This is a genomic window from uncultured Roseovarius sp. (assembly GCF_913054395.1).
GTDB lineage: Bacteria > Pseudomonadota > Alphaproteobacteria > Rhodobacterales > Rhodobacteraceae > Roseovarius.
Map to the genome: position 1 here is coordinate 1 of NZ_CAJXIP010000222.1, position 3,835 is coordinate 3,835.

A 3,835-nucleotide genomic window follows, 5' to 3' on the forward strand; every position below is an offset into this window, starting at 1 on the left:
CGGGGGCGAGGGGCTTTGCCCCTCGCGATTGAGTATTTGGGCCAAGAAGAAGGGGGCAGGTCAGACAATCGTGTGGCCCGCCTCTTTGATGCGCCGTGCCAGTTCGGCGATGTGATCGGGACCGACCTCGCAGCAGCCCCCGAGGATCGTGGCGCCCTGGTCGATCCAGCCCATGGCGATGTTGGCATAGGCGGCGGGGGTCATGTCGGGGCGTTGTTCGAGCGCATCGACGGTCGGGGCGTCCTGCAGGAAGCCCTCGGAGATGCGGGTGAAGCCGTTGGCATAGGCGCCGAAGGGTTTGCCAAATCCCGCGATGATATCAAGGCCCGCCGCGACCGCCTCGGGGCGGGTGCAATTGATCAGAACGGCATCCGGTGCATGGCGGGCCACCACCGGGGCCAGATCGCCAAGCGGTTCGCCCGAGCGCAGGCGCGTACCGTCGTCGTCCATCACGGTCACCGCGAGCCAGACCGGGACACCCTGATCGCAGGCCGCGCGCAGGGCGCCTTCGGCCTGGTCGACCGAGGCCATGGTTTCCAGCAGCAACAGATCGACCCGCCCCGCCATGAGGCGGACAGGCTCTGCGTAGAGTTCGGCGGCCTTGGCGGCAGGCGGGCAGATGTCAGGGCGGTAGGAGGCGATCAGCGGCCCGATGGCGCCCGCAACGCGACCGCTTCCATGGGCATCGCGGGCGGCGCGGGCGGCGGTGATCGCCGCATCGGTCAGCGCGCGCATCTTGTCCTGAAGGTCGACCCGCGCCAGCCGGTCGCGCAGCACCGCATAGGTATTGGTGGTGGCCACGCTGGCGCCGGCGGCAAAATAGGCGTCATGCACCTGGCGCACCAGATCGGGATGCTCGATCATCACCTGCGTCGACCAGAGCGGCGTGGGCCGATCCCCCGAGCGCTTGACCAGTTCCTGGCCGATAGACCCATCGAGAAGTGTGATTGCGGTCACGGGTAAATCTCCGAAAATTTCTGTTTATAGAGGGCGATCATCTCGGCCTCGCTTACCCCGTCGTCATAGGGTGGCGTGGTGATCGGCTTTACGGTTTCGGCATGAACCAGCACCAGCGCATTGATCCGCCCGGCCAGATCCCCCCAAACCGCCCGCCATTTGCCGATCAGCGCATCGTACTCTGCCCCCGGCAGGATCACGCGGGTCGCGCCGCGCACCCGGATGCCCTTGCGCGTCCACTGGTCGACGAAGTTCACTTCGGCCTGTGCCAGATGTGCCAGGTTGCGCATCGTCCCCGGAGAGCGGATTTCGCCAAAGCCGATGGTGTCATCGTCAAGCACCAGAAAGGTGCCCTTGGGCGAGACCGCAGGCCAGCCCTCGGGCGTGACCGTGGCCACGAAGCCAAGCGGAAAGCGGGCGATCAGCGATTTGGCGGCGTCATTCAAGACCATGACGGTGCTCCTCTGGAGGCAGCAAAACCAACTTACCGGCAAAGCGCTTGCTCTGGAAATCGGCCTGCGCCGCGCCAATTTCGGTCATCGGATAGGTCTTTGACACCAAGGGGCGAAGCTGACCGGCATTGACGCGGGCAATCAGGTCGGCAAAGACCTCAGGCGGCTGAAAGGTGCAGCCATGGATAGTGATGTCGCGCAGGTAGATGCGACGCAGGTCAGCTTCGACCATCGGGCCGCCAATTGCCCCCGCCACCGCATAATGCCCGCCCGGTTTGAGGGCCTCTATCAGGGCGGGCCAGATGTCGCCCGCGACCACGTCGATCACGCAATCGAACCGGTTTTCGGGCAGGGCCGCGCCACGCTCGATCACCGTTGCGGCACCCTGATCGCGCACTGTTGCGGCCTTGCTGGCCGAGGCGATGCCAGTCACCTCTGCGCCCATTTTCGCGGCCAGTTGCACAGCCGCCAATCCAACCCCGCCCGAGGCACCAGTGATCAGAACCTTCACGCCAGAGGCCACCCCCGCGCGATGCAATAGCCCCGCCGCCGTGCCAAAGGCGCAAGGGATCGCGGCGATTTCAACATCGCTCAGGGGCGCATGCGTCACGTCATAAAGATCACGCGCGAAGACCAGACAATATTCGGCAAAGGCCCCGTCATACTCAGACCCCAAAGCGATGAAGCCAAAGGGGTTTTCCGCCGTGGGGCGGGGCTGATTGATCGGGCAGGTCACCCGCTGGCCGGGCGCGAACTGCGTCACATCCGGCCCCACGGCCACAACGCGACCGCACAGATCACCACCCTGAACAAGCGGAAAGTCGAGCGCGCCGGACCAGCCGCCGGCCTCGACCTCATCGCCGGTTTCCTCGGTGGCGCCGGTCACTTCGGGCGCATACCAGCCGATGCGCGTGTTGATATCGGTGTTGTTGACCCCTGCGGCCAGCACCTTGACCAAAACCTCGCCCGGCCCCGGCACCGGCACAGGCAGGTCGTCACGCCATTGCAACGCTTCCGGCCCACCGTGGCGGGTCAGGGTGACGCCGGACATGGTAGCGGGCAGGGTCATGCCCTAAGCCGCGCGTTTTCGGGATCCCAGAGCGGCGCGTCGGGTTGCACCACGGCGCGACAGCGTTCTCCGTAGATCTCAACCTCGATCTCGGTGCCCGGCACCGCAAGATCGGCGCGGATCATGGCAAGCGCGACACTGGCGTTCACCCGGTAGCCCCAGGCGCCGCTGGTGGTTTCGCCGACAATCTCGCCGTCATGCCAGAGCGTCGACATATAGGGCGCGTCGGTCTCTTTGGCGTCAACGATCAGCGTTACGAAGGCCTTTTTGCGGCCTGTCTGTTTTTCGGCCAGAAGGGCCGCCTTGCCGGTGAACTCCTGTGGCTTGTCGAATTTCACAAAACGCTCAAGCCCGGCCTCAAGCATCGAATAATCAGTGCTCAGGTCGCCTTTCCACGCGCGATAGCCCTTTTCGATCCGCAGGGAATTGAGCGCGTACATGCCAAAGGGCCTGGCGCCGGCCCCGAGCAGGGCGTCATAAATCGCCGGGATCGCGGCGTTTTCGGCATGCACCTCCCAACCAAGCTCGCCAGTGAAACTGACGCGCACAAGAAAGGCCTTTTGCCCGGCGACGGTACAATGCTGATGGCTCAGCCAGCCTTGCGAAAGATCGGCATCGGTCAGGCCCGAAAGCACCTCGCGCGAGGTCGGCCCGGCCACCAGAAGCGCGTCACGCTCGGTGGTGGTTTCACGCAGGGTGACGCCCTCGGGCAGCGCGTTGCGCACCAATTCGCCGTCATGCCATTGCGCCGTCGCGGCGGTGATCAGAACGAAACTGTCCTCGGCCAGGCGGATGCAGGAAAATTCGGTCAGCACCCGGCCACGCGTATCGGCCACATAGACAAGGTTCATGCGCCCGACCCGCGGCAAGCCACCGGTCACAAAACCGCGCAGCCAGTCGTCGGCGCCCGGCCCCTCGATCCACAACCGGGTAAAGCCCGGCAGATCAAGCACGCCGCAGGCATCGCGCACGGCCTCGCATTCTTCCTTGATACGCGCCGACCAAGGCCCGCTCCGGTTCCAGGTATGGGTGCTTTCCTCGGACGTATCATCACCGGGGCGGGCAAACCAATTCGCCCGCTCCCAGCCGTTATAGGCGCCCATAACGCCGCCCAGCTCCTTGACGCGGTCATGCACCGGCGACAGCTTTTTGTCGCGCCCGGCGGGCCATTCGTGCCAGGGGAAATGCATGGCGTATTCATGGCCATAGACCTCCATCCCCTTCTGGATGCAGTAATCACTGTCAGTGTAATCGGTATAGCGGCGCGGATCACAGCTCCACATGTCCCATTCGGTCTGACCTTCGGTGATCCACTCGGCAAGCACCTTTCCGGCCCCGCCGCCCTGGGCGATACCGA

4 protein-coding genes are annotated in these 3,835 nt (G+C 64.8%); all 4 read right to left on the bottom strand.

The window, feature by feature from the left end; all coding sequences use genetic code 11:
• Positions 1–60 precede the first annotated feature (60 nt).
• Positions 61–957 carry a homocysteine S-methyltransferase family protein gene (locus tag QZ522_RS18285; protein WP_294614978.1) on the bottom strand — a complete coding sequence of 299 codons (897 nt, stop codon included), beginning with the start codon at positions 955–957 and terminating at the stop codon, positions 61–63.
• Positions 954–1,409: a pyridoxamine 5'-phosphate oxidase family protein gene (locus QZ522_RS18290; RefSeq protein WP_294614981.1), complete on the bottom strand. Its 456-nt coding sequence runs from the start codon at positions 1,407–1,409 to the stop codon at positions 954–956. The genes QZ522_RS18285 and QZ522_RS18290 overlap by 4 nt, the downstream gene beginning before the upstream one ends.
• Positions 1,396–2,478 carry a zinc-binding dehydrogenase gene (locus QZ522_RS18295; protein WP_294614982.1) on the bottom strand — a complete coding sequence of 361 codons (1,083 nt, stop codon included), beginning with the start codon at positions 2,476–2,478 and terminating at the stop codon, positions 1,396–1,398. The genes QZ522_RS18290 and QZ522_RS18295 overlap by 14 nt, the downstream gene beginning before the upstream one ends.
• The coding region (locus QZ522_RS18300; protein WP_294614985.1) for a glycine cleavage T C-terminal barrel domain-containing protein at positions 2,475–3,835 on the bottom strand (1,361 nt) is incomplete at its 5' end. The genes QZ522_RS18300 and QZ522_RS18295, both read right to left, overlap by 4 nt.

Excerpts from the sequence above, each read along its gene's own strand:
- QZ522_RS18290 (WP_294614981.1), bottom strand. The coding sequence starts at position 1,409 with ATGGTCTTGAATGACGCCGCCAAATCGCTGATCGCCCGCTTTCCGCTT.
- QZ522_RS18295 (WP_294614982.1), bottom strand. The coding sequence starts at position 2,478 with ATGACCCTGCCCGCTACCATGTCCGGCGTCACCCTGACCCGCCACGGT.